This is a genomic window from Streptococcus sp. SCPM-O-B-15294 (M123) (assembly GCF_058200455.1).
The window spans coordinates 90,563-116,096 of the sequence record NZ_JBYQGU010000006.1 but is presented as its reverse complement, the minus strand read 5'-3'; the positions used below and the strand labels follow the sequence as shown (position 1 = coordinate 116,096).

At 40.1% G+C, this 25,534-nt stretch carries 29 protein-coding genes and 1 riboswitch; of the genes, 3 read left to right on the top strand and 26 right to left on the bottom strand.

Annotated features, from left to right (window positions below):
* Positions 1–149 precede the first annotated feature (149 nt).
* Positions 150–848 carry a GntR family transcriptional regulator gene (locus AC3E8G_RS05785; protein ID WP_023023243.1) on the bottom strand — a complete coding sequence of 233 codons (699 nt, stop codon included), beginning with the start codon at positions 846–848 and terminating at the stop codon, positions 150–152.
* 138 nt (positions 849–986) lie between these two features.
* On the opposite strand from AC3E8G_RS05785, the gene guaA reads away from it, so the two are divergent.
* Positions 987–2,552, top strand: a complete 1,566-nt coding sequence (gene guaA / locus AC3E8G_RS05780; protein WP_490677232.1) for a glutamine-hydrolyzing GMP synthase — start codon at positions 987–989, stop codon at positions 2,550–2,552.
* 128 nt (positions 2,553–2,680) lie between these two features.
* Here guaA and AC3E8G_RS05775 read toward each other — a convergent pair whose 3' ends face one another.
* Positions 2,681–4,138, bottom strand: coding sequence for a VWA domain-containing protein (locus tag AC3E8G_RS05775; RefSeq protein ID WP_490677231.1), 1,458 nt, complete (start codon positions 4,136–4,138; stop codon positions 2,681–2,683).
* 216 nt (positions 4,139–4,354) lie between these two features.
* On the opposite strand from AC3E8G_RS05775, the gene AC3E8G_RS05770 reads away from it, so the two are divergent.
* Positions 4,355–4,660, top strand: coding sequence for a hypothetical protein (locus AC3E8G_RS05770; protein ID WP_154858127.1), 306 nt, complete (start codon positions 4,355–4,357; stop codon positions 4,658–4,660).
* 32 nt (positions 4,661–4,692) lie between these two features.
* Here AC3E8G_RS05770 and AC3E8G_RS05765 read toward each other — a convergent pair whose 3' ends face one another.
* The 8 genes from AC3E8G_RS05765 to AC3E8G_RS05730 all read right to left on the bottom strand — a co-directional run bounded on the left by AC3E8G_RS05765 (position 4,693) and on the right by AC3E8G_RS05730 (position 11,891).
* Positions 4,693–5,706, bottom strand: a complete 1,014-nt coding sequence (locus tag AC3E8G_RS05765) for a DUF1002 domain-containing protein (protein WP_490677230.1) — start codon at positions 5,704–5,706, stop codon at positions 4,693–4,695.
* 194 nt (positions 5,707–5,900) lie between these two features.
* Positions 5,901–6,503: a lysozyme family protein gene (locus AC3E8G_RS05760; RefSeq protein ID WP_023026820.1), complete on the bottom strand. Its 603-nt coding sequence runs from the start codon at positions 6,501–6,503 to the stop codon at positions 5,901–5,903.
* Positions 6,503–7,477 (bottom strand): nucleoid-associated protein, encoded by a 975-nt coding sequence (locus AC3E8G_RS05755; RefSeq protein ID WP_490677229.1) that lies wholly within the window; start codon positions 7,475–7,477, stop codon positions 6,503–6,505. Before AC3E8G_RS05755 ends, AC3E8G_RS05760 begins: the two co-directional genes overlap by 1 nt.
* 8 nt (positions 7,478–7,485) lie before the next feature.
* Complete coding sequence (gene glyA, locus AC3E8G_RS05750) at positions 7,486–8,742, bottom strand: serine hydroxymethyltransferase (protein ID WP_490677228.1); 1,257 nt, start codon at positions 8,740–8,742, stop codon at positions 7,486–7,488.
* Positions 8,743–8,780: 38 nt separating this feature from the next.
* Positions 8,781–9,392, bottom strand: a complete 612-nt coding sequence (locus AC3E8G_RS05745; protein ID WP_490677227.1) for an L-threonylcarbamoyladenylate synthase — start codon at positions 9,390–9,392, stop codon at positions 8,781–8,783.
* Positions 9,379–10,215: a peptide chain release factor N(5)-glutamine methyltransferase gene (gene prmC, locus AC3E8G_RS05740; RefSeq protein ID WP_490677226.1), complete on the bottom strand. Its 837-nt coding sequence runs from the start codon at positions 10,213–10,215 to the stop codon at positions 9,379–9,381. Before prmC ends, AC3E8G_RS05745 begins: the two co-directional genes overlap by 14 nt.
* Positions 10,215–11,294: a peptide chain release factor 1 gene (gene prfA / locus AC3E8G_RS05735; protein WP_003007273.1), complete on the bottom strand. Its 1,080-nt coding sequence runs from the start codon at positions 11,292–11,294 to the stop codon at positions 10,215–10,217. The genes prmC and prfA overlap by 1 nt, the downstream gene beginning before the upstream one ends.
* A 9-nt stretch (positions 11,295–11,303) precedes the next feature.
* Positions 11,304–11,891 carry a thymidine kinase gene (locus tag AC3E8G_RS05730; RefSeq protein ID WP_490677225.1) on the bottom strand — a complete coding sequence of 196 codons (588 nt, stop codon included), beginning with the start codon at positions 11,889–11,891 and terminating at the stop codon, positions 11,304–11,306.
* Positions 11,892–12,310: 419 nt separating this feature from the next.
* On the opposite strand from AC3E8G_RS05730, the gene AC3E8G_RS05725 reads away from it, so the two are divergent.
* Positions 12,311–12,493 (top strand): 4-oxalocrotonate tautomerase, encoded by a 183-nt coding sequence (locus tag AC3E8G_RS05725; protein ID WP_001117401.1) that lies wholly within the window; start codon positions 12,311–12,313, stop codon positions 12,491–12,493.
* Positions 12,494–12,670: 177 nt separating this feature from the next.
* On the opposite strand, the gene AC3E8G_RS05720 is transcribed toward AC3E8G_RS05725, so the two are convergent.
* From AC3E8G_RS05720 to AC3E8G_RS05645, 16 genes are all read right to left on the bottom strand, one after another.
* Positions 12,671–14,017 (bottom strand): MATE family efflux transporter, encoded by a 1,347-nt coding sequence (locus tag AC3E8G_RS05720; RefSeq protein ID WP_490677224.1) that lies wholly within the window; start codon positions 14,015–14,017, stop codon positions 12,671–12,673.
* 264 nt (positions 14,018–14,281) lie between these two features.
* The gene (locus AC3E8G_RS05715) at positions 14,282–15,544 is read right to left on the bottom strand and encodes a nucleobase:cation symporter-2 family protein (RefSeq protein WP_048691230.1); all 1,263 of its coding nucleotides are present in this window, start codon (positions 15,542–15,544) and stop codon (positions 14,282–14,284) included.
* Positions 15,544–16,125: a xanthine phosphoribosyltransferase gene (locus tag AC3E8G_RS05710; RefSeq protein WP_490677223.1), complete on the bottom strand. Its 582-nt coding sequence runs from the start codon at positions 16,123–16,125 to the stop codon at positions 15,544–15,546. The genes AC3E8G_RS05715 and AC3E8G_RS05710 overlap by 1 nt, the downstream gene beginning before the upstream one ends.
* A 75-nt stretch (positions 16,126–16,200) precedes the next feature.
* A riboswitch (purine riboswitch) is annotated at positions 16,201–16,296 on the bottom strand.
* A complete protein-coding gene (gene guaC, locus AC3E8G_RS05705; protein ID WP_233331501.1) occupies positions 16,289–17,272 on the bottom strand; it encodes a GMP reductase in 984 nt (327 codons plus the stop codon). (Overlaps the previous riboswitch by 8 nt.)
* 179 nt (positions 17,273–17,451) lie before the next feature.
* On the bottom strand, positions 17,452–18,174 hold the full coding sequence (locus tag AC3E8G_RS05700; RefSeq protein WP_233331500.1) for an alpha/beta fold hydrolase: 723 nt from the start codon (positions 18,172–18,174) through the stop codon (positions 17,452–17,454).
* On the bottom strand, positions 18,171–18,731 hold the full coding sequence (locus AC3E8G_RS05695; protein WP_233331499.1) for a sugar O-acetyltransferase: 561 nt from the start codon (positions 18,729–18,731) through the stop codon (positions 18,171–18,173). Before AC3E8G_RS05695 ends, AC3E8G_RS05700 begins: the two co-directional genes overlap by 4 nt.
* A 56-nt stretch (positions 18,732–18,787) precedes the next feature.
* Positions 18,788–18,913 (bottom strand): hypothetical protein, encoded by a 126-nt coding sequence (locus AC3E8G_RS05690; protein ID WP_023023285.1) that lies wholly within the window; start codon positions 18,911–18,913, stop codon positions 18,788–18,790.
* A gap of 174 nt (positions 18,914–19,087) precedes the next feature.
* Positions 19,088–19,414, bottom strand: a complete 327-nt coding sequence (locus AC3E8G_RS05685) for a hypothetical protein (protein ID WP_414285941.1) — start codon at positions 19,412–19,414, stop codon at positions 19,088–19,090.
* 8 nt (positions 19,415–19,422) lie between these two features.
* The gene (locus tag AC3E8G_RS05680) at positions 19,423–19,719 is read right to left on the bottom strand and encodes a hypothetical protein (RefSeq protein WP_223363996.1); all 297 of its coding nucleotides are present in this window, start codon (positions 19,717–19,719) and stop codon (positions 19,423–19,425) included.
* A 13-nt stretch (positions 19,720–19,732) separates the two neighbouring features.
* The gene (locus AC3E8G_RS05675; protein WP_490677222.1) at positions 19,733–21,136 is read right to left on the bottom strand and encodes a hypothetical protein; all 1,404 of its coding nucleotides are present in this window, start codon (positions 21,134–21,136) and stop codon (positions 19,733–19,735) included.
* 1 nt (position 21,137) lies between these two features.
* Positions 21,138–21,728, bottom strand: coding sequence for a hypothetical protein (locus AC3E8G_RS05670; RefSeq protein WP_490677221.1), 591 nt, complete (start codon positions 21,726–21,728; stop codon positions 21,138–21,140).
* 594 nt (positions 21,729–22,322) lie between these two features.
* Complete coding sequence (locus AC3E8G_RS05665) at positions 22,323–22,955, bottom strand: hypothetical protein (protein WP_490677220.1); 633 nt, start codon at positions 22,953–22,955, stop codon at positions 22,323–22,325.
* The gene (locus AC3E8G_RS05660) at positions 22,952–23,545 is read right to left on the bottom strand and encodes a hypothetical protein (RefSeq protein WP_490677219.1); all 594 of its coding nucleotides are present in this window, start codon (positions 23,543–23,545) and stop codon (positions 22,952–22,954) included. Before AC3E8G_RS05660 ends, AC3E8G_RS05665 begins: the two co-directional genes overlap by 4 nt.
* Positions 23,546–23,605: 60 nt before the next feature.
* Complete coding sequence (locus AC3E8G_RS05655; protein ID WP_490677218.1) at positions 23,606–24,226, bottom strand: hypothetical protein; 621 nt, start codon at positions 24,224–24,226, stop codon at positions 23,606–23,608.
* 27 nt (positions 24,227–24,253) lie between these two features.
* A complete protein-coding gene (locus AC3E8G_RS05650; RefSeq protein WP_490677217.1) occupies positions 24,254–24,862 on the bottom strand; it encodes a hypothetical protein in 609 nt (202 codons plus the stop codon).
* Between the two features lie 37 nt (positions 24,863–24,899).
* The gene (locus AC3E8G_RS05645; RefSeq protein WP_490677216.1) at positions 24,900–25,520 is read right to left on the bottom strand and encodes a hypothetical protein; all 621 of its coding nucleotides are present in this window, start codon (positions 25,518–25,520) and stop codon (positions 24,900–24,902) included.
* Positions 25,521–25,534 lie beyond the last annotated feature (14 nt).

Below are 25,534 nucleotides of genomic sequence, written 5' to 3'. Positions count from 1 at the left end.
TTATATCAAAAAAGCCCGCTAAAGACTAGCGGGACTTACCTATTTTGACTCACGAGAAACAAGAAAGTCAGATTCCAAATGGTCTAAAACTAGATTGATGTTTCCTAGCGAAAGACTTCTGTGAATTACGTAATATAAATTATGTAAATCTAATTATTTTCTAAGTAAAACTCAAAGCGTTCGCCGACATATTGACTTTTTACATACTCAAAAGCGACACCATTATCAAAATATGAGATCTGGGTCAAACCAAGGATGGCCTGTCCTTTGGGAATTTCCAGATATTCAGCAATTTTTTCTTTGGCCAAGCGAGCGTAGATGGTTTGTTGAGATTTGCCAATTCGATAGCCGTGCTTTTCCAAGGTTTGGAAGAAATGGCTGGTCACTTCTTCTTTTTTGAAGTTTTTGATAAATTTCTCAGGAATTGAGGTGACTTCATAAACGACTGGTACACCATCTGCATAACGAACCCGTTCCATTCGAACAATTGTTTCGGTCTTGTCGATACCAAGTTTATCTACTTCTTGAAGGCTAGGAATGGTGCGTTTGTAAGAAATAACCTGTGTCGAAGGGATCTTTCCTTGGGCCTTCATGATTTCAGTAAAACTAGTCGTCCCCCGCATCTTTTCCTGGACGCGCGTGCTAGCGACAAAGGTACCACTACCAACACGGCGCTCCAGTACTCCTTCTTCTACCAAGAGTGTAATGGCTTGACGAAGGGTCATCCGACTAACTTGGAACTTCTCAGCCAAGTCCCGCTCACTAGGGAGGCGCTGTCCAATTTTCCAGATTTTCTGGTCAATTTCGGCTTTAATTTGATCGTGAATTTGTATGTAAGCTGGAATCATCTTGCTACTCTTTCTGTGTGTTATACCCTATTGTAGCGCAATTTTGTTAAATCTTCAATCCTAGTCAGTCTTGATTGGTAATGAAGGGGCTTTTGTGTTAGAATAGAGGAAAAGAATTTTCTAGAAGAAGGGGAAAAGATGACAAACCTATCAACTGATTTGCATGATGTTGAAAAAATCATCGTGCTTGACTACGGTAGCCAGTACAATCAGCTCATCTCTCGTCGTATTCGTGAGATTGGTGTCTTTTCAGAATTGAAGAGCCACAAGATTACTGCAGCTGAAGTTCGTGCAATCAATCCAGTCGGGATCGTTCTTTCAGGCGGACCAAACTCAGTATATGAAGAAGGATCTTTCGACATTGATCCAGAGATTTTTGAACTTGGAATTCCGATTTTGGGGATCTGCTACGGAATGCAGCTTTTGACACACAAGCTTGGTGGGAAGGTTGTTCCTGCAGGTGATGCTGGTAACCGCGAATATGGTCAATCTGAACTGACTTTGACAGAATCTTCTGCTCTTTTTGCCGGCACACCAGATAAACAATTGGTCTTGATGAGCCATGGAGATGCTGTTACAGAAATTCCGGCTGACTTTATCCGCACTGGTACTTCTGCTGACTGTCCATTTGCATCGATTGAAAATCCAGATAAGAAAATCTACGGTATCCAATTCCACCCTGAGGTTCGTCACTCTGTTCACGGTTATGACATCTTGCGTAACTTCGCCTTGAACATCTGTGGAGCTAAAGGTGACTGGACCATGGACAACTTCATTGACATGCAGATCAAAAAAATCCGTGAGAAAGTTGGAGACAAACGTGTCCTTCTTGGTCTTTCAGGTGGTGTTGACTCTTCTGTCGTTGGGGTTCTACTCCAAAAAGCCATCGGTGATCAATTGATCTGTATCTTTGTAGACCACGGTCTTCTTCGTAAAGGGGAAGCTGATCAAGTTATGGATATGCTTGGTGGTAAGTTTGGGCTGAACATTGTTAAGGCAGATGCTGCCAAACGTTTCCTTGATAAATTGGCTGGTGTATCTGACCCTGAACAAAAACGGAAGATTATCGGTAATGAATTTGTTTATGTCTTTGATGACGAAGCAAGCAAGTTAAAAGATGTAAAATTCTTGGCTCAAGGAACACTTTACACAGACGTTATCGAATCAGGTACGGATACTGCTCAAACCATCAAGTCTCACCACAACGTGGGTGGACTTCCAGAAGACATGCAGTTTGAATTGATCGAGCCACTTAACACTCTATACAAGGACGAAGTTCGTGCCCTCGGTACTGAGCTTGGCATGCCAGACCACATCGTATGGCGCCAACCATTCCCAGGTCCTGGGCTTGCGATCCGTGTTATGGGTGAAATTACTGAAGAAAAACTCGAAACTGTTCGTGAATCTGATGCCATCCTTCGTGAAGAAATCGCTAAAGCTGGCCTTGACCGTGATATCTGGCAATACTTCACTGTTAACACTGGCGTTCGCTCTGTAGGTGTTATGGGTGACGGTCGTACTTATGACTATACGATTGCTATCCGTGCTATCACTTCGATCGATGGTATGACAGCTGACTTTGCCAAGATTCCATGGGAAGTCCTTCAAAAAATCTCAGTCCGTATCGTAAACGAAGTTGATCACGTTAACCGCATCGTCTACGATATCACAAGTAAACCACCTGCAACCGTTGAGTGGGAATAGAATGAGTTATTCAAAAATAAGCTGAAATTTATAATTTCAGCTTTTTAATTTATCGTTAACACTAAACAAAAACACCTGATGAAGCCTAAATAGCTTAATTTCAGGTGTTTTGTTTTTATTGATTTATCTTATTGTTCTTTTGATTTTTTGTTTGCAACAACTAAACCAAGACCAGAAATCAATAATGAAAGTCCTGCTAGACCAGTAGCATTTGCCTCACTTCCAGTTTCAGGAAGTTTAGCTGGTTCTTGTTTGATGACTGCTGGAGCAGCTGCTGGCTTAGTTGCAGTAATCATTGGAACTGGAACGTGAGCAGTTGGTTTTGGTTGCGGGATTGGCTTAGGTTGTGGTTGAGGTTGAGGAGTTAGTTTAGGTTGTGGTGTTTCCTTCTCAACAACTGGAATTGTTGTGCGACGCTCTTGATAGAACTTATAGCTATCTTTTGTGATCTTGTAGCTACGTCCTTCTTTGACAGTTTCTGCAATCCACTTAGTTGCTTCATTGGTTAATGTACCAGCCAAGTCATTGGACATATTCATCCAACGGCCTTCAGACACAAAATCTTTGTAATACTTTTCTCCATATAACGGAGTTGAAACATATCTTTCAATACCAGCTGCTTTTAGATTGGCTATTGTTTCAGCGATTGTCGGTACTGATGGATCTTCTTTCATATCAGCATCTGTTAACAGCACTACAAACTTTCTACTATTGGCTGCCTTGGACCAGTCGTAAGTTGAAATAATTTGATTCAAGGCTGGAGTTGAAGTTTCTGGAGCATCCCCACCGATTGCTAACTTCACATCTGCTAAGGCTTTTTCAAGTTTAGCTGGATCGGATGTGAAATAAGAGCCACCGAAATCAGTTAAAATAGTTCCTTCATCCGTTCTACCTCTCTCACGGCCGTAAACTTCATCACTGAATGTTGCTAGCCCAAAACGAGCAGAGATTCCCTCTTTAGAAAGGTTTTTTGAAAATTCATTGATATTCTTACGAACGACATGGATCGAATAGGACATTGATAATGAACGGTCAATTACGAAAACAATATCAGCCGTTCCTGTTTTTTGTACAGTAGCTGGTGTTGTGGTCATTTCAACTGTAGTTGTCTTATCAACACGTTCGTACTGCGTAAAGGTATTTCCTTTTTCATCCTTACCAGTAACAGTATCTTCTGTTGTTGTCGTTGCTGGTGCTGGAATTGCCTCATCCTTAGATGCAATCACTTCTGTTTTTGAAACTTCTGCAGTCGCTGTTTCTACATGGACTTTTTGATTGCCTTCTTGACTTTCTTTTACATCTACAGGTGATACTTTTGTAGAAATATCAATGACATCTCCAGCTTTTGCTTCTGCTTCTTTCACAACTGGTTGCTTTTTAGCTGCTGCAATTTCATCCGCTGCAGATTCAATGGGTGATTTGCTTGCTTCGCTTGGTTTTGTTGCTTCGCTTGCTGCTGGGGCAACAGTTTCGTCAGCAGATGCTTGTCCAAGTTGGGCAAAAGAGAAAAGAACTGCTACAGAGGCCAATCCTACTTTTAATTTACGTAATGAAAATCGTTGTTGTTTAAATGAACCTTTATTCATAATTCCCTCATTTCTTTACTTGATTCACGAATTTGTGGTGAATCATTTTAATTTAGGATACCATAAAATAAAATGTTTTTCAAGTAATAATTTGAACCTCAAATAATATAATAGGTAAAATATTTTATTGTCTTGTTTAAACTCAATGCTTGTGTTATGATAGTTAAAAAGAACTACTATTTTTGAGTAAACAGTCAAAAACTTAGGAGAAACAATATGTCAGAAATTACCGTATCTCGTCAAACAGGCCTTGTTGGTGTTTTAATGAAAGTAAACGTTTATATTAACGGTGAATGTGTGGCTAGGTTAAGTAAAGATGAAACTGTGACGCTTCCGCTACCTGAAGGTCTTAATATGGTTAAGGTCTACGTAGATCAAAGAGGAGCCTTTACTCGTTCTAAGGAAGTTATCGTAAAAGCTGGTCAAACCGCTATCATTAAAGGCTCAGCATGGAAGACTTTTCTAGGTATCTTCGGAAAAATCTTAGGTATTCCTTATCTCTCAATCGAAGTAACAGATTAAAAAGCCATCATTCGATGGCTTTTTTGTATGGTTTATTTCCTCTTGATTTGATGACTATGAACATGCCAAGCCGTTAATCCAATCCCAAGGAGCATGAGGACTCCTAGTCCAATCATAAGGTACAAAGGAAGTTTGTTGGTTTCTTTCAGTAGTGTTTCTGTATTGAGCTTGGTATCAATCGTATTAAAGCTATCTCCTGCTTTCTCAATGATATCCTGTTTTAGAGCTTTGAGGGACTTGACTAGGTTTTTATCAGTGCTAAGCTGACTACTAGAAAGCTTGCTTACATAATCAATTAATTGTTTGGTTTGTTTATCCGTTAGAGCGTCCTCTAGTTGGTAGTTTTTTAGAATCTTTGTAACCAACTTTTGAAAATCATTCTTCTCGAGCCTTTTATCTTGGTTGCTTCCTGTTAGCGCTGCGATTTTAAGATCGATGACAGCTACATTGAGCTTATCTTCATGGAAGCCTTTTTTACGGGCACTCTCTTTATAGATCGATGCAAGCAGGGATAATTCTTCCTGAGCAAGTGTTTTGTTTTCATCAGATATGGTGCTACCATTTTGCTCAAGGGAGTATGCGACCGCTGCAAGGGCACTCAGTCCTGATGCTTCTGTTGGAGACGCAATCGTGATATCCGCATGTTCTAGCCCAAGAGTGGTCAGTGCATTGCGATGCATATCCGCTGTTACTTCTGTTATATTTTGAGGAGTGACAATGTGCACGCTAATAGGCGCTTTCTTGGCTTGTTTCTGTAGCTTAACGGAGGAATAATGATCTCCGTTCTCATCAATTGTAAAACTTGTATAAGCAGAAGGATTCATGGCTTTCCATTCCTTCTCCTTATACAAGTTATACATCAAGAGACTGAGGGTTTGTTCGACTTGAAATTCATCCAATGATGAGCCAATGACATAGTCAGGTTGGCTATATTTTTGATCAATGACCTTTTGAATGGTTGCGTCGGCAAAAACTGTTGAAGAACTTGCAAGTAGTGCCAAGCAGCCAATGATAAAGATTCCAATAAATTTCCTGAATGGTTTCATACTTTCTCCATAACTACTTCTATCATACTATACCTCTTTCGGACAATAAAAAGGAAGCAGGTTTTTCCCCTTTGCCTCCCAACTAGTTTATCCTTTTTATCTTAAGACTGGCTTACAGCTTCTTTAAAAACAGATGACAGTTTGCTCCATAAAAAAACAAGGGATTCTTCCCTTGTTTAGAGTGACTGCTTGTATTAGAACCAGGAAAATAGTTTCATAATGAACTGATTCATTTCAACGAGACGTGAATAATAATAATTTCCCCCATTAACGTAGAGCTCTGAGCCATGTAAAAATGAAATAGGATGGAGATAAAGATAGGTCTTTCCTGTGACATTTCCAAGACTCGGTGCAACCACTTCTTTTGAGTATTTACGGGCTAATTCAAGGCTATTTTTTCCGCCATTTTTTGCTACATATTCAATGTAATCCTGTCCAAAATTATAAGCCTGAACTGCTGTCCAGGGATCAACTCCCTTCTCCTTTGCTTTTCGCAAATTCTCAGAGAGGGTTTGAATCCCTTGCCGGATACTTTCTTTGTTATTGGTGATAGAATTTGTCTGGCCTGTTGCACTTTCGCTGGCCTGCATGACATCATCTTCCTTACCCTTGGTCTCTGTATAAATCATAGCAAGGATCAGATCTTCATTTGTACCGGTATCTTCTTCAGCCAGTACTTCACGCACTAAAGTACGATAAGTCATGACCTGTTTGACATCCCGGTGTATCTGATAGCCCTTATATATGAAAAAGACGAGCAAGAGGCAAAAGAAAATTTTTATTATTCGTTTCATCATTATTTATTCTGAATGTCCTCTATATTCTTGATGAGGATCGAGTAGGTCCCATTATCATTCTGGATGAACTCTACCGATTCAGCATCTTCGTAAACATGGTTAGGGACCAAAAGCTCAATTCCGTTTGAAAGGGAGAGTTTTTGGTTTTCAAATTTCTTCAATTGGCGGCTGGCATCAATCTCATCGAAGCGAATAGGATCTGGAATAGTCTCTTTCACCTGATCGACAAAACTGAGTCGAGCCGTTAAGTTGTTATCGAACAAATCATTGGCTAACTTTTCAGGTGACAATTCATTCTCTTCTTCCAGTTGGTTGAAAATTGCTGATTTGACCTTGGATTGGAACTGAAAATCATCTTGTTGGAAGTTCTCAGCAATTCGTTGAGCCGTTTTTTCGATTTCTTTGATCGATTTTTTAGGCGAAATCTTGGGTTGCTCCTGGAGGAGATTCTCAGAGAAATAGTTTAAGAAAGCCCCATTGTACTTGATTCGTTTTTCGATCAAATGGTACTTGCGGCTTTGAAGATTAATGACCAAAGCTTCATCGGCGCCTGTTCCAAAACCAGGTAGATTGTTTTGCGTCAACTTAATCGGATTATCCACTTCCCCACCAAGATGGGTCAAGGTTTCCCGTAAGGCAATCCGAAGAAAGGCAAAATGATCCACTCCTTCTTTCGAGAATTGGATAAACACCAAATCGTTGGTCTTTTGATTCTCAGAGACGACAAATTCTTCTTTCCAGCGATTGGCTACGGCTACTGAAGTTTCTAGGAGATCATCCGTGATCATCTCAAGGAATGGATTGTCTTCCTCAAAAATGCCGGTCTTGGCCTCATCGGAATAGACCCGCTCAATCTTCTTGCGCAAGTATTCCTCAATTTTTGGTGTGATATTCAGGAATTTGTCTGCTAGATAAAGATCAGTATCGTCTGGGCTAAATTGATGAATAATGGCTTTTTTTACGTAAATGTCCATAAGATGGTTTAGTCCTCGTAAAGTGGGAAGGCATCTGTCAAGGCTTTGACTTGGTTCCGCACTTCTTCTAATACAGCTGAGTTCTCTGCGTTTTTCAAGGTTTTGATCATCAGTTCAGCCACTGTACGGCTTTCCTCTAGTCCAAAACCACGAGCGGTAATGGCTGCTGCTCCAATCCGAATTCCACTGGTCTTGAATGGTGACAAGGTTTCATAAGGGATAGAGTTCTTGTTGAGAGTAATATTGACTTCATCTAGCAAGTTTTGCGCCACTTTCCCATTTTCAACGACTTTCGTCACATCGACAAGGAAAAGGTGGTTCTCTGTTCCGCCTGAAATGACACGGAAATCCGGGTCTTGTAAGAAGACATCAGCCATGGCTTGACTGTTTTTAATGACGTTCGCTGCATACTCTTTAAAGGCAGGATCCAACGCTTCTTTAAAAGCGACTGCTTTGGCTGCGATGACGTGCTCCAAAGGTCCTCCTTGAATACCAGGGAAGATAGCTGAATTGATCTTCTTGGCCAAGTCTTCATCATTGGTCAAGATCAAGCCACCACGAGGGCCACGAAGGGTCTTGTGAGTGGTCGTCGTCGTGATATGAGCATAAGGCACTGGACTTGGATGAAGACCTGCTGCCACGAGACCAGCAATATGGGCCATGTCAACCATGAGCTTGGCTCCTACTGCATCTGCAATCTCACGGAATTTAGAGAAATCAATGATATGAGAGTAGGCTGAGGCACCAGCAACGATGAGTTTTGGCTTCACTTCTTGGGCTTGTTTTAGGATGGCATCAAAATTCAAGAGCTCTGTTTCAGGATCTACACTATAGGACACAAAGTTATATGTTTGCCCTGAGAAGCTTACAGAAGCTCCGTGTGTCAAATGTCCACCAGCAGCCAGATCCATCCCCATAACTGTATCGCCAGGCTCAATCAAGGCCATATAGGCAGCGCAGTTCGCCTGACTTCCTGAATGCGGTTGAACATTAGCGTACTTAGCTCCAAAGATTTCCTTAGCGCGTTCAATGGCTAAGCTTTCAACCACATCGACAACATCTGTCCCGCCGTAGTAACGACGACCAGGGTAGCCTTCGGCATATTTATTGGTCAGAATAGATCCTTGAGCTGCCATAACAGCCTTAGAGACGACATTCTCAGAAGCAATCAACTCAATATTATTTTGTTGACGTTCTTCCTCCTTAGCAATGGCATTCCATAGATCAGCATCATAGGCTTCGTAATCTTCTTTGTCAAAAATCATAGATCTACTCCTTTAAAAAAAATTATTTATGTACATTATCACTGAAGAAGTTCATCTTCCTCAAAGAAAAGCTCTGGCACTTGTGCAAGCAGATCAGCTTTGGTGATCGAACCTTGCCGCAAAATCATTGCTTTGGAACCAGAGATATCCAAAATAGTTGAATCTTGGCCAGTCAAGAAGTCATCATCCTTGATACCAGGAACCACTTGATCAAATTCGCTTACAATGGCCTTATACTTTGTTCCACTTGCATGACCTGAAAGATTAGCCGAAGGGCCCACTAAAGGACCGTATTTACGAATTAATTCCAATGTTTTTGGATGAGCCGGAATACGGAAACCAACTGTATCCAAGCCTGAATGAATCCAGTCTGGTACTTTGTCATTCGCTTGAAGAATAATAGTTAGAGGCCCAGGTAAAAATGAATGAATCAGTTTTGTTAAATAACTAGGTTGATTTTTCGAATAAAGTCGAATCGTTTTTTCATCGGCTACATTTAAATTTAGAGCCTTGTCTCTGGGTCTACGTTTTAATTCGTAAATATAATCAACTGCCTCTTGGTCTAAAGCTTTAGCAAAAATACCATAGACTGTTTCAGTTGGCAGAATAACCGCACGGCCTGCTTCTAATTCTTTCTCAATGTGATCCATTGTCTACTACTACCATTCTATTTTGTCCAAATTGGTCTTTCAGAACACGAACGCGTTTGTTGGGAAATGCTTCTTGAAAAACCTCTTTTACTTTTGATCTTTGCTTATAGCCGATTTCCAGATAGATCTTTCCATCTGGTGTTAAAACACTTGGTGCTTGCTGGGCAATCTTTTCGTAGATGGCATATCCATCACGATCCGCAAAAAGAGCTAAGTGGGGTTCAGAGGCTAAAACATTGGCTCCAACCTCTTCTACATCATCCCGAGAGATATAGGGAGGGTTGGACACAATCAGGTCATAAGGACCTTCTAGTTCGTCCAGTACATCTGACGACTTGAATTCAAGGACTGCTTCTAACTGCTTGGCATTTTCTTGAGCCAGGGCTAAAGCCTCTTCTGAGACATCACTAGCTTGAACCTGCCAGGTAGGTCTAGCAAGGGCTAAGCTAATAGCGATAGCACCACTTCCTGTACCAATGTCCAGAACTCGTAAGGCTTCCTCATCGTTCTCCTCAAGTATGAGAGCCACCAACTCCTCTGTCTCTGGTCGTGGAATCAGCACGCGCTCGTCAACTGTAAAAACATGGCCACAGAAGTCTGCACTACCAATAATATACTGGGCAGGCACGTGATGTTTCAGCTGCTCAAAGATGGATTCAAGCAAGACCTGGTCCTCTACTTCAACTTCTTTTTGCAAGGCCAGGACAAAGTCTGTAAAGGTCCAGTTTTTTAAAGCTCGATACGCGAAGGAGAGGCTTTCTGCTTCCTCTCCAACGGCTATTAATGCTTCTTCATACTGGGCTAATAATGGTCCCAACAACATTATTTATTCAACTCTTCTAGTTTTTGAGTTTGGTCATACAAGACCAAAGCATCTACCACTTCGTCCAGTTTACCAGATAAGATAGTATCCAGTTTTTGAAGGGTCAAGCCAATCCGGTGATCGGTTACACGGTTTTGAGGGAAGTTATAAGTCCGGATCCGCTCTGAACGGTCACCAGTACCGATAGTGGACTTCCGCTCAGCGTCTTGCTCGTCTTGGGCAATCTGAGCAAAGTGGTCAGCCACACGCGCACGGATAATCTTCATGGCTTTTTCACGGTTCTTCTGTTGCGTCCGTTCTTCTTGCATCTCTACCTTGATATTGGTTGGCAAGTGGACGATACGGACGGCTGTTGCAACCTTGTTGACGTTCTGTCCACCCGCACCAGATGCGTGGTAGATGTCGATCCGAAGGTCTTTTGGATCAATGTCGTACTCGACTTCTTCGATTTCTGGCATGACAAGAACAGTGGCAGTTGAGGTATGGACACGACCTTGGCTTTCAGTCACTGGAACCCGTTGTACCCGGTGGGCACCAGATTCATACTTGAGTTTTGAATAAACCGATTGACCAGAAACCATGGCCACTACTTCTTTGATCCCGCCAACACCATTGTAGGAAGCTTCCATGACTTCAAAGCGCCAGCCTTGGCTTTCCGCGTATTTTTGGTACATCTGCAAGAGGTCCCCAGCAAACAACTGAGCTTCGTCTCCTCCTGCTGCCCCACGGATTTCCAAGATAATGTTCTTGTCATCGTTTGGATCTTTTGGAAGAAGTAAAATCTTCAATTTTTCTTCGTATTCTTCTTTTTCAGCCTTAGCATCCTTAAGTTCTTGCTTGGCCATTTCTTCCAAGTCCGCGTCTCCACCTGCTTCTTTAATCATTTCTTCAGCATCAACGATATTTTGAAGGACTTGTTTGTACTCACGGTAGGCTGTTACCGTATCACGAGTGGAAGCCTCTTCTTTTGAAAGCTCCATAAAGCGTTTGGTATCAGAGACCACATCTGGGTCACTCAACAATTCTCCTAACTCTTCGTATCGGTCTTCTACAGCTTGTAGTTGATCATAGATATTCATGTTTGCTCCTTAAGATTTCTTTTCTTGCTTAATATCTGGATTAAAATAATGCTTGCGGCAAACCGAGATATAGGTCTCGTGTCCACCGATCTGGATCTGCTCTCCATCATAGACGGGTTTGCCCGCCTGGGTACGCAAGACCATAGTCGCCTTGCGGGAACAGTATTGGCAAATAGTTTTGATCTCCTCAATCTTGTCGGCTAATAAGAGGAGGTGTTTGGAACCTTCAAAGAGTTCATTTCGGAAATCATTTTTGAGGCCGAAAGCCATCACCGGTATATCCAGTTCATCTACAACCCTTGCCAAGTCATAGACATGGTGGCGTTTCAAAAACTGAGCTTCATCGATCAAGACACAATAGGGTTTCTCTTCCAAACTTTGAATATAACCAAAGATATCTGTCTCGTCTTCGATAGCCATGGCTTCTCGTTTCATACCGATCCGACTAGAAACTACTCCAACTCCATCTCGTGTATCGATTGCCGAGGTCATGATGACGACGCTCTTACCTTGCTCTTCATAATTATGGGCCACCTTCAAGATTTCAATGGTTTTCCCTGAATTCATGGTCCCATATTTATAATATAATTGTGCCATTTTCCTTCTGTTCTCTCTAAAATGTGTTTCATTATATTATAACACGGGCAGTAAATTAGGGCAACTTATAGAGAGGTTCACCAATGAATGATGCGCTATGGATGATGAGTTCTACGGTGGCTTGTTTTTCCTGTTTGCACTAGCAAAAATTAAACTCTGTTGCCACATCATTTTTGTGATTTGAGAATAAAAAAAGCGTCTATCATTTCCCTGACAAAATGACAAACGCAAGGTGAGAGACCACTTCTCACAAATTAATTATACCATAATAAGTGAAGTTATGTAAGTAGGTAGTACTAAATATTGGTAAAAAATTTTTATATGGTTATTAAAGTTATACTCGCAACATCTATATAGACTTCTTCTTTTCAAATAAAATGTGATAAAATAAGGTTAAGATTTATAAAGGAGGTGGCGCAATGCCATTTGTACGTATTGATTTATTCGAAGGGCGCACCTTGGAGCAAAAGAAAGCTTTGGCCAAGGAAGTAACCGAGGCAGTCGTTCGGAATACAGGTGCTCCCCAATCTGCTGTTCATGTCATTATCAATGATATGCCTGAAGGAACCTACTTCCCTCAAGGTGAAATGCGCACTAAATAAGAGAGTGGGACAGAAATCGGTAATTCGTTAGAATTCGATTTCGTCGTCCCACCTCCGCACAGTTGAGTAGGGCTGTAAAAGCTGATGAAATCAGCGTAGTAGAGCCCACTCAACCACTGCGTTTAGCTCGATAATCCAAAGACAATTGAGAGGCTAGGACTTTTGTCCCAGCCTCTTTTAGGAAATTTGGTATTTCTTTTGAATCTGCCATAGTCGCATCTGGTAACAAATACCACTAACGACAATGCTAGAAATTAGGCCAATCCAGTAAGCATACGGACCTAGGTTAGTGACATGGTCTAAAAAGATCCCCAAGGGAATAGAGACACACCAGTAACTAAAGACTCCAAGTAGGAAAGGGACAGTTGTATCCTTGTAACCCCGAAGAATCCCTTGAATCGGTGCTGCGACCGTATCTGCTATTTGGAACAGTAGGCTATAGGACATAAAGATGGCTGTCTGATGAATAAATTCTGAGTCAGTTCCATAGAGACCCGCCACTTGATAGCGATACAGATAGAGGAAAGTGAGGGTAAAGAAGGCAAATCCAAAGGCTGTCCAGCGTCCAATCCGACAATATTGACGAACGACATCGGGACGCCCAGCCCCAATCTCAAAGGAAACGATAATAGCCATGGTATTGGAGATGCTAGCTGGGAAAGCATACATAAGGGTTGAGAAGTTCATAGCCGACTGGTGACTGGCAATGGTCATAGATGGGAATTTAGCCATGAGCAAGCCTACTACAGAGAAGATAATCACTTCAGCAAATACTATCCCTCCAATCGGTAATCCGAGGCGAATCGTCTCTTTCATCTCTTTGAGGTTGAGAGGTTGGATCTTCCATAGTTGGTAGATAGCTACTTTAGGATGTTTGAAAAGGATCAAAAATGCAATGACAAGGAGAACCCAGTAAGCTAAGGATGTCCCCAGTCCTGCTCCTGCTCCTCCTAACTCAGGTAGACCAAAAGCTCCATAGATCAACATGTAGTTGAAACTTGCATTTAAAGGCAATAAGAGGAGCATGAGGTACATGGACAAGCGAGTGAGGCCCAAGGTATCCAGCAAGGAACGGACCACACTAAAGAGTAAAAGAGGCAAAATCCCCAGAGAGAGAAAGGCTAAATAACGGGTTGCTATCCCAGCTACGACACTTTCTAGACCAATTTTTCTTAAGACGATCGGTGCAATCAGCAAGACGAAAGCAATCAAGAGGACAGCCATCATGAAAGAGAGATAGATAAATTGATATAAATCAGAAGCTATTCGTTTTTTATTCCCCTGCCCTAAATGATGACCGATAATTGGTGTTAAAGCTGATACAATCCCCGTTAAAAAGGTAAAAAAGGGGTTCCAGAGACTTGTGGCAGTCGAGACTCCAGCTAAGTCCAAGGTATTGTATTGCCCCGTCATGGCCGTATCCACAAAACTGGCAGAGTAGTTGGCGAGTTGATAGACCAGGAGGGGGATAAATAGACTGATAAATAAGCGCAAGCGCTCTTTAAAATGATGGGTTAGATACATGGGACGACTCTCTTCTTATCAAGTTGAAATTTTCTCTTACCACTCTACTATATGTCTCCTTAAATGTCAAAAAAATTAAAAGAGAGTGGGACAGAAATCAGTAATTCGTTAGAATTCGATTTCGTCGTCCCACCTCCGCACGGTTGAGTAGGGCTGTAAAAGCTGATGAAATCAGTGTAGTAGAGCCCACTCAACCACTGCGTCTTGCTCAACAATCCAAAAATAATTGAGAGGCCAGGACTTTTGTCCCAGCCTCTTTTTAGATTATTTTTTGTTGCGGTTTAAGATAGCGTTCAGAATGATAGCCAAGACACTGGCAACAACAATTCCGTTTGCAAAGAACATTTTAAAGGCACTTGGTAGGCCATTAAAGAGGGTGCTGTTGTTCAATCCTACCCCTGCTGCGATCGATACAGCTGCGATGAGGAAATTGTGCTCATTGTGTTCAAAATCAACACGCGCAAGGATCTGCATCCCTTGAATAGATACAAAACCAAACATGACTAGCATAGCTCCTCCAAGTACTGGACTTGGAATGATTTGCGCCAAAGCTCCAAACTTAGGAAGGAGACCAAGAAGAACGAGGAAACCAGCCGCGTAGTAGATTGGAAGACGGGTCTTGATCCCAGACAATTTCACCAAGCCGACATTTTGTGAGAATCCAGTGTACGGGAAGGTATTGAAAATACCACCGAGAAGGACAGCCAATCCTTCAGCACGGTAGCCATTACGAAGGCGCGTGCTATCAATTGGATCTTTTGTAATATCTGAAAGAGCAAGATAGACACCAGTCGACTCAACCATGGAAACAGTTGCGATGATACACATCATGACGATTGAAGTAATTTCAAACTTAGGAGCTCCAAAGAAGAACGGCGTCGGAACGTGAACAACTGGAGCTTGTGCTACTGGTGCGAAGTCCACCAAGCCCATTGAAGCCGCAATAGCTGTCCCTACAATCAACCCAATCAAAATAGAGATAGATTTGATAAAGCCAGTTGTATAGATGTTAACCACCAGAATGATAAGAATGGTAATCACGGCCAAGATCAGACTTTGAACTGTTGGTTCTTCAGCATTGTTCCCCATATTCCCAATCGCTACTGGAATCAAGGTCAAACCAATGGTTGTAATGACAGATCCCGTCACAATAGATGGGAAAAGGTTAGCGATTTTAGAGAAGAAACCTGAGACCAGAACCACATAAATCCCGGAAACAATCAAGGCACCAAACATAGCCCCACTACCATGACTAGCCCCAATCATGCTGAGAGGTGCCACAGACTGGAAGGCAACCCCGAGGACGACTGGAAGACCAATCCCGAAGTATTTGTTTAATTGCAATTGCAAGAAGGTGGCTACCCCACACATAAAGATATCTGTAGAGATGAGATAGGTCAATTGCTGGGCATTATAACCCAAAGCTCCCGCAATCATGATCGGTACTAAAATAGAGCCCGAATACATGGCCAATAGGTGCTGCAAGCCTAGAATGGCTGCCTGTGAATGGTTTTCTTGTTTTTGCATTAGATGTCTGCCTCCTTAAATACAACCTGACCATTTTCAAAACGGTCCAAACGAGCAAGTGAAACAACTGGGTAGCCGAGTTCTTCTAGCAGTCCACGGCCATCTTGGAAGGATTTCTCAATAACGATACCAACTGCTTCTACACTCGCACCAGCTTGTTCGATAATCTGGATCAAGCCTTTAGCTGCTTGGCCATTTGCCAGAAAGTCATCGATGATTAAGACGCGATCATCTGGTGTTAAAAACTTGCTAGCAATGGAAACCGTACTGGTCACTTGCTTGGTAAAGGAATAGACTTCTGCTGTCAAAATCCCTTCATTCATGGTAATATTCTTGGCTTTTTTAGCAAAGATCATGGGAAGTTCCAAAGCTTCTGCCACATAGAGGGCAGGAGCGATTCCGGAAGCTTCAATCGTCACAATCTTAGTCAGACCAGCATCTTTAAAGCGTTCCGCAAAAGCCTTCCCAACTTCTTTCATCAACTGGTAATCCACTTGGTGGGTCAAGAAGGAATCGACCTTGAGGATATTCTCTCCCAGGACATTTCCGTCTTTCAATATGCGTTCTTCTAATAATTTCATGTTTTCTCCTAAACAGTTTGGAACAAAAAATAGAGACTTACCAAGTAAGCCTCTACAGAATCCAAGTATCCCTGGATCAATCTAAGACTTACTTATTGTTAGGTGTTCCGGCACCTTGTAGAGACCTTGCGCCAATCCGCAAGATAAATAAGTAATTGTAGTTTTAATGAGAGTCACCGTTCCAGATAGAATTCTTAACGATGACATAATCGACATGCTTGAGATCAGCAACCTTGCGGCCTCCAGCATAGGAAATAGAGCTTTGCAAGTCTTGCTCCATCTCTGTCAAGGTATCTTGCAGATGACCTTTGGCTGGTAGGAGAATTTTCTTGCCTTCAACATTTTTATAAGCCCCTTTTTGGTACTCGGAAGCAGATCCATAATACTCCTTAAAGGATTCACCATCGACTTCAACGGTTTTCCCTGGGCTTTCGATGTGACCTGCAAAGAGAGAACCAATCATGACCATGCTGGCACCAAAACGAATGGATTTAGCAATATCTCCATGGGTCCGAATTCCACCATCTGCAATAATGGGCTTGCGAGCTGCTTTTGAACACCAACGAAGGGCGGCTAACTGCCAACCGCCAGTACCAAAGCCAGTCTTCACTTTTGTGATGCAGACCTTGCCAGGTCCAATTCCAACCTTGGTAGCATCTGCTCCAGCGTTTTCCAACTCACGAACAGCTTCTGGAGTTCCGACATTTCCTGCGATGACAAAGGTATCTGGTAATTCCTTCTTGATATGCTGGATCATTTGGATGACACTATCTGAGTGACCGTGAGCGATGTCGATGGTGATGTATTCAGGTGCATCGTCCTTGAGTTGAGTCACAAAATCGTACTCATAGTCTTTTACTCCAACTGAGATGGAAGCAATTAAGCCCTGATCGTGCATCCGTTTGATAAAGGGAATGCGACCAGCTTCGTCAAAGCGGTGCATAATGTAAAAATAGCCCCCTTTAGCCAGTTGTTCGGCCACATCTTCATCCAGGATGGTCTGCATGTTGGCAGGTACGACTGGTATCTTGAAGGTGTGCTTACCAAACTGAACTGTCGTGTCTGCTTCTGCACGACTTTTGATAATACACTTGTTAGGGATTAGTTGAATATCTTCGTAATCAAAGATTGGAAATTCGTTTAACATACGGATTGAAATCTCGTTTCTAAATTTTAAATCGTGATGGGTCATCACTTCGTCTTCCGACGTTTCCATTCAAGATTATAACAAAGATACGGAGGCGATTCAAATAGAATGCTGATTATATAAATAATGTTCGGAAATTACTAGACTATTGTATAGAACAACTTCTATATATGAGTTGTTTATGAACAAATCTGAATCCAAGTGATGATTTCTTTGCTGACAAGCTCGGGAACTGTTGTATAAAAATCGTGGCCTAGATCCTTTAAGAGGACCTTCTTGATAGAAGGATCTAAATTTTCAAGTGCTCTAGCTCTCCATTCAGGCTCATCCTCGTATCTAGGACCGATAAACAAGGCCTTGGTATCCGTTAGAGGAGCTTGATAAGATCGGAGCTCTCGTCTGACTCTCAGCAAGGAAAGAACCGCTTGTGGATCCAAATCCAGTTCATAATGATGGAGTTCAGGATTCCAACGGTAACTGGATTGGATGGCTTTTATAGCGGCTTCCGAAGGATTGTCAGTATCTCCAAGTTCACTTGCAACAGCTTCCTCTAGAGATGGAAATACCTGTTGCTTCAGATAGGCGAGTGTCTCTTCGATTTCCTGCTCTAGTGGTAGGATCTGGTCCATGTCAAGATAGCCACCATCTAGAAGAACCAGGTGTGTAATTTGTGGCATATTGGATGCTAGGTATCGAGCCAAATCTCCACCAAGCGAATGGGCAATGATACAAGTCTTTTCATTAGAATCGGCATGGGCTTCAAACCAGTCTACTAAATCTTGGGGAGATTCCAGTTTCAGCTTATAGGGATCTAGATAGGTGATGGGGAATGGAAAGCAGTGAGCAAATTCGCTCATATGATTTTCGTTACTTCCGAGTCCTCCCATAAAGTAAAACTTCACTCTTTCACCTCTATTTCTTTAATGATTCTGGCTGGATTACCAGCTAGGACTACATTATCCCCGAAGGATTTGGTCACCACTGCTCCTGCTCCAACGACGACATTATCGCCTAGGGTAACACCTGGAAGGATGATAGCTCCACCACCCGCCCAGAAGTTATCTCCTATCGTTATCGGAGCTCCATATTCCTTTCCAGCATTTCGCTCGTGTGGATCTAACGGATGGAGAGGGGTAAGAAATTGGCAATTGGGACCGATCATGGCGTTATTACCAATCCTGATCGGGCAGACATCCAGCATGGTTAAGTTCCAGTTAGCATAAAAGTTCTCTCCCAAGTGGATATTGACCCCATAGTCACAAGCCAAGAAGGGATGCAAGGATAGATTTTCTCCAGTAGATCCGAACCAACTTTTTATGAGTTGACTCCGCTTCTCACCGTCTGCTTCTTGGTTAAAGGCAAATTGCTTGGCCCGAGCTTCTTGGGCTAATGTCCTCAATTCTGGATCCATAGGACTGTAAAACTCGCCAGCAATCATCTTTTCATATTCCGTATTCATAATTATCTCCGTCATATAGTAAAAAACCACTCATAGTGAGTGGGCTTGTCTATCTCTTAATGGTACATCAGGTAGCCATCAAAGAGCTCAAAAATCTTTCCTATCGCTCGGAAAACGAGAGCCGCAACAAGGGCAACCAGCAAAAAGTAAGCTACAGCAAAAATCACACTAATGATCATCATGACACACTCCTTTTTAATGTACTTTTTCCACCCTCTATTATACTCCTGGCCTATTTTAGATTCAAGGAAAACGCTATCAAAAATTGATTTGTTTTCAACTTGTAATTTACAAAAATTTTCAGACAGGAGGAACGAGTGAACTATACTAGAGAGTGGTATAAACAGTCATCAGAGCTATAACTTCTTTTTCTCTTTTTCAAGAGATTCCATACTTTTATTGTAAAGTTTATTTTCTTCCTGATAGGTTTGGCTTAATCTAGTTTCAAACCTAGAAATTCTCTTTTCAAAGTTATCTCTATTTTCTTCTAATTGTCTTAATTCATGTATTGGAAGTTCTTGATTGTTGTTATGACAAAAGGAGATGATAAGATCGGTCATAGATTCAGATAGTCTTTTTGCTTCTCGCTTCATATCTTGATAATCCAATTCATAATCCGCCACTTTCCTTCTAAAAGCTTGATGATCACTCTCAACTTTACTAATTTTATCATTGATATTCATGAATTCTCCTAAAGTATTGGACTGGAAAGATCGGGTTTAGGTACTTCTGTTAAAATCTTTTTGATGGCATCAGCAGCACCCCCAGTTAATCCTCCTTCTAGGGAAGCAGGCACTTGAGAAGTGGCAAAATTCTGCATTTTAAACGCCTGATTAGCCAGCCAAGTTTGTAAAATAGCCCCTTCGACCATTAGGACACCTTTTGTTGCTGAAACTAGGGCCTGGATTGCCAATCGTTCTTGAACTTTCATGTATTCAGTTTTTATGCGCTCCGCTTCTAATCGATCTTCAGTATTCGGTTCAATCATTCGTTAACTCCTTTTAATTGCTAAAAATCTTGGCACCTATTTGATCACTTTCAATAATTCTATCAGCAACCTTATTCAGATTATCGGAAATTTGAGACATTGTATTCTTATAGTCGCTTGCTGCAGTGATAGTTTTTGTCTCTTTGCCACTGTTCCATGCAGTATCCAAAGTTAATTCAGATAATAAAACCTCTACTTCACTAGATGGTAAGTGACGAGCAATACTATATGCTTCAGTTTTAAGGGATGAAATTTTTTGAGAAACCTTTTCCTTTTCAGACTCAATTTTTGATTTAATTTCTTCCTCGTAAACCTCAGCTTGAAGTTTCGTGGTTTCCGCACTTACTCGGACCAATTCTTCTCTTAAACTAATTTTTTTACTACCGGAACTAGTCTTCAAGGAAGTCTTTAACTCCTTGATTTGTTTGATATTTAAAGAGATCAAATCTTGTTTAGTTGGTTCAGGAGCGAAAGGACCGTAATTATCTAAATACTCTTTAATATAATGTTCCGGCCTATCAAAATTATCTTCTAACCCATAATTGGAAAGAGCTAAATTTGGTTTAAAATTCTTTGCTTTATGCTCTGCTATCTTTCGAACCTGTTTTTCTGTCATGCCAGAGGCAAACCGATTACGTTTATAATACCAGTCAACGTCTAAAACATTCCCTTTTAATTTAGGTGCTCTAGGGGAATGCCCATTTTCTCCATCGACAACTTCAAACATCATTGTTTTTCCATAGGGAACTGCACCACCATTACCGTCAAGATTAACAACCTGCCTTTGACTATCTCTATAAATAGTAGCATTTTTATTAAGATAGTCTACTTGTTCTTTTGATATACCACCTGTGTCGACAGCTTTTTTAGCTGCAAAATCCATGAAATTTGTTACTTTAATTGTACGGTTCTGTTTTAGTCCATATTTTGATGCTGTGTAGGCAACACCGGGTCCTCCTTGACTGAACCCCGACATATTAGAAATGGTACCATTATTAGGTTTTATCTTTTCGTCAGTAATTTGATAAAATCTATCAATATCATCTGCTTGGGGAGTAAGCATTCCTGGAAATAAACCAAACGCCCCACTAGCAATGAATGCTCTTTCAGATGAATCAACAATATCTCGATTCTTTTTCCAAAAAAAAGGTTGATTGCCAAGCTCTTCAAAATTATCACCCGGAACCTGAGTCCCTGCAACAACAATAGTTGTTTCTTTATAATTTGGATTCTCCCCTTTTTCATTATCGACAGGTACAACTGCCAATGCTTGAGTTGTACTATCCAGTCGATAAACTATTTGATAGAACTCAGGTTTATCATTTTTTCCAACATTTATAACTTCTCCCTCACTTTTTTTAACATTCCCCTTAAGGCCTAACTGTAAATTTCGAACCTCTTGATCAGATAAAGTCATATCATTCATTTCCTTTATTTAGATTAATATTGTAAATAATTTTAGCTCTTGGGCTTCCTTTTTTATCCTTAACAACATCCCTTAACTGACCATCTTCAACTAATAATTCAATATTCAAATCAGTCCCCTTAGCCCTTGAAAGCTTAGCTTCATCTGGCAAATGTTTTGAATTTGAAACATCAATGTCATTTCCTTCTGAGTCCATTAATTCTATAATATCATTTCCTGAACCATCAAAATCAAGAAATATATGAGTAATCAAACCATAGCTACTAGGTGTGTATTTCTTGATTGTTGTTCCTAATGTTGCTTTATTTCCATACTTGTCATAAATCGTCGGACGCACATAGGCATTTGAGAAAGTTGAACCTTCATCAGTAACGTAGATTGGGGAGAACTCAATCTTTTCAACCCCCGAATAATATTCCTTAATATAAGTACCAATTTGCTCCTCTAAAAGGCGAAAGCCTCGCTTGTATAATCTAGTTGTTTTAGGACCAAGATTTGGTTTAGTCAGCTTATTATACATATATGTTCCTCCAAATATAAGAATGAGTACTGCAGCAAATGCTATTACTATCTTTCTCTTCATAAGTTCCTCCAATCAAAACGGGCTCCCAAAAAAACCGCTTACACTAATTATTATAACATAATTTCTGTATATTATTGACATTCATTTAAACTCATTTAGCATTTTTACACATTATAGTAAAACTCATAAAATTCTAATAAAATTATTCTATAGATTAGAATTTCAGTTCTTTTTAATTTGCTCGTATATTACTCTTTTTGAAGTAGGTTCTAGTACTTCTTAACCATCCTTTACCATTCTAAAAGTTCTATAATATTCAGTGTCATACGTAAGCCTCTCTATTTCACTTCCAAATAGTAAATCACTTTTAGCATTCGGGTTACTCTTAGATGATTTTCCAACATTTATCAAAGTCTATTTGCAACATTAAGTATTATATGTTTTAATCTATAGTTACTATTTTTGTACGTCTCATAATTTTTGAAAGAGGATCACATACATTTCCTCAACCATTTCAACAGCGTCTGACCTTAATTAAATATACTCTCCTGGATCATCTTCAACAAAAGAGAATCTACAAAACCATAACCTGAATGATAATTTTTATGCACTTTCCATTATACATTCCTTTATTTACTCAAACAGTTTCATTGGTTAGCGCCAATCTCTCTCATCCACTTTTTTTATTTCATCGTTATAGACTACATCTGAATCTGCGCTTCCTTTTGCATCCTTTTTTATTCCTTCAATTTGTTTATCTTGAATCAATGCTTCAAGATTTTCATCTACTTTATCACTTACTTTAAGTTTAGCCTCTGGTGGTAAATGCTGAAAATCAGATACATCAATTAACTTTTTATCGCTAGTTCTTAATTCAATGATTTCTTCATCCCAGCCATTAAAATCCATTCTTACATCCCAAACATTATTATAAGTTGGATAAGTAATATCTCCTATTGTTCCACCAAAATATGCCTTATTTTGATACTTATCATAAATAGAAAAAACAATATTAGCGCTAAACAGGGTCTGCCCATCCCCACCTTGAACAAAAATTGGTGAAAACTCAATTTTACTAACTCCTGAATAGTGTTCTTTGATGTAAGTCGCCAGTTGTTCTTCTAATAATCTAAAACCTCGTTTGTAAAGCTTTACACCTTTATTATCTAACACAACACTCACATTGTATGGATCTTTCTGCTCTTCCATCTTTTTGTTAAGATACAACATACTTGCAGCAATCATAATAGCAAGAACTAAGGCAAGCCTAAAGAGCTTCTTCTTCATTCCGCTCCTCCTTTTTGGAATTCCGTATTATAAACAATTTCAGCATTCGGACTCTCTTTACTATCCTTCACAACTCCTTTTAACTGACCATCTTCAACTAATAATTCGATATTTCCATCGATAAAAGGCTGTCTAGTCAGTTTAACTTCATTAGGTAAGTGTTGTTCATTTGAAACATCAATAAATTTCCCATTTGAGTCCTTTAATTCTATAACTTCATTCCCATCTCCATCAAAATCAACTATTATATGTGAGACGATACCAATGTCACTTGAAATTACATTTTTAACTTCAGTACCAAGAGTGGCTTTATTTCCATGGTTATCATAAATAGTTGGACGAATATAGACATTGGAGAAAGTTGACCCTTCCTCAGTAACGTAGATCGGAGAAAATTCAATCTTTTCAACCCCTGAGTAATACTCTTTTATATAAGTTCCTAGTTGCTCTTCTAGCAAACGAAAGCCATGCTGATAAAGTTTGGCTGTTTTGGGGCCAAGATTTGGTTTCGTTAGTTTTTGATAGACAAAGAAGCCAACTGATAGCATGACAAGAATGAGAGCTAGGCCTGTTAAGATTCTTTTCTTCATTATTACCCTCCTATGGAAAAGCTAATTCAGAATAAGTTTTTTGTCGTGCTATTACACAATCTACTCCCATTTCCAATATTCTCCTCTTTTGATTTCCAGATTATAGTTTATCTTAGCTTTAGGGCTACCTGATCTGTCCTTTTTGACATTTTTTAATTTCCCGATGTCTACTAATGCTCTAATATTTTCGTCTGTACCACTTAGTTCTGTTTTTATTTTAGCCTCTTCCGGTAAGGTTTGTGCATTGCTTACATCTATATCAACACCTAATCCTTTTGCAGAATCTACTAAATAAATAATTTCATTATCGTTATCATCGAAACTTAATTTTATATCTATAGTTAGCCCATATGCTGGATAACCAGTATCTCCAATTTGCCCACCTAAAACAGCTCGATTACCTTCTTCGTCATAGATTACTGGAAGTACATCAGCTGTAAATGGTGGATTATCTTCACCACCTTGTATTAAAATCGGTGAAAACTCTATTTTAGAAATCCCTGAATAATTTTCCATAATATATGTTGCCATCTGTTCTTCTAACAAACGAAACCCATGTTTGATGATTTTTTCTTCTTTCCTTCTCAAACCGGTTGAGAAGTTATACTGTGATACGTAAAACACACCAGTCAAAAGTAAAGCTACAAGCACTGCGCTGACAATTAGCATTTTCTTCTTCATTCCACTCCTCCTTTATGGAGTTCCGTATTATTCAGTGTCATTCGGAATCACTCCTTTTTTTAGTTCTAAATTATAAAACACTTCAGCACTTGGACTTCCCAGGTCTGATTTCTCAACACCTTTTAGCTTTCCTTCTTTTATTAAGGTTTCAAAATTAAAGTCAATATCCTTCATTTTCTTCCCTTTTATTTCTTCTGGTAGTGGTTGTCCGTAGGTCACGTCTTTAAATTCTCCTGAATCTGTGCTTAATTCGATATGAGGTTTCCCTGCATAATCAAAACTCAGACGTAAATACCCTATAGTACCATAAGCAGGATGTTGAAAGTTTTTATATAATCCTCCAAAATTTGCTTTATTTCCTTGTCTATCATAAACAATTGGAACAATCTCCGCATTCAACATAGAAGAACCGTCATCTCCAGTTACATAAATGGGTGAAAATTCAATTCTATCGATCCCTTTATAGTTTTCTTTGATGTAAGTTCCGATTTGCTCTTCAATAAGTCGAAAGCCACGCTTATATAATTTAGTTGTTTTAGAGCCAAAATCCTGATTAGTTAGCTTATGATAGACAAAGAAGCCACCTGATAGCAAGACAAGAATGAGGGTTAATCCCGCTAAAATTCTTTTCTTCATTTTCTTCTACCTTTACTTATTTAAATCAGCTTTCAAATCATGGTTTCCATTCTGAATAACTCCCACGCTTAATTTCCGTGTTGTAGCTAATTTTAGCATTTGGACTACCAGAATCGCTTTTTTTAACATTTCTCAACTGACCATCATTTACCAGTGCATCAATGTTATCATCTGTCCCTTTAATTGGAGGTGTTAATTTTGCCTCCTCTGGTAACTGATCCGCATTACTAACATCGATTTTTTTATCCAGAGTTGGTGAAACTTCTAGAAAAATAATTTCATTCCCCTGTTGATCAAAGTCCAGAATTAAATCTCCTGTTGTTCCATATGATGGATAACCTTTTTTACCAATTCGCTGACCCATCACCGCTCGGTTCCCATCTTCGTCATAGATTACTGGAAGTACATCAGCTGTAAATGGTGGATTATCCTCACCGCCTTGGATGAAAATAGGCGAGAATTCTATTTTAGAAATCCCTGAATAATTTTCCATAATATATGTTGCCGTCTGTTCTTCTAACAAACGAAACCCATGTTTGATGATTTTTTCTTCTTTCCTTCTCAAACCGGTTGAGAAGTTATACTGCGATACGTAAAACACACCAGTCAAAAGTAAAGCTACAAGCACTGCGCTGACAATTAGCATTTTCTTCTTCATTCCGCTCCTCCTTT